This is a genomic window from Vibrio sp. OPT20 (assembly GCF_963889365.1).
Lineage (GTDB): Bacteria > Pseudomonadota > Gammaproteobacteria > Enterobacterales > Vibrionaceae > Vibrio > Vibrio splendidus.
Window position 1 is genome coordinate 1 of record NZ_CAWPOA010000083.1, and the last position, 235, is coordinate 235.

1 tRNA gene and 1 rRNA gene are annotated in these 235 nt (G+C 53.6%); both read right to left on the reverse strand.

The window, feature by feature from the left end:
- Positions 1 to 77, reverse strand: a tRNA-Asp gene (locus tag AACR09_RS18710).
- Between the two features lie 67 nt (positions 78 to 144).
- Positions 145 to 235: ribosomal RNA gene (gene rrf, locus AACR09_RS18715) — 5S ribosomal RNA — on the reverse strand; the annotation flags it as partial.

The following is a 235-nucleotide window of genomic DNA, read 5'->3' on the forward strand; positions in this document are numbered from 1 at the left end:
TGGCGGAGTGGACGGGACTCGAACCCGCGACCCCCGGCGTGACAGGCCGGTATTCTAACCAACTGAACTACCACTCCGCAGTGGTCAACTCACTAAGTGAGCGTCCATATCTCCAGGTCGGTCAACCTAAAGATTTAATTTAAAGCCTGGCGATGTCCTACTCTCACATGGGGAAACCCCACACTACCATCGGCGCTATTGTGTTTCACTTCTGAGTTCGGCATGGAATCAGGTG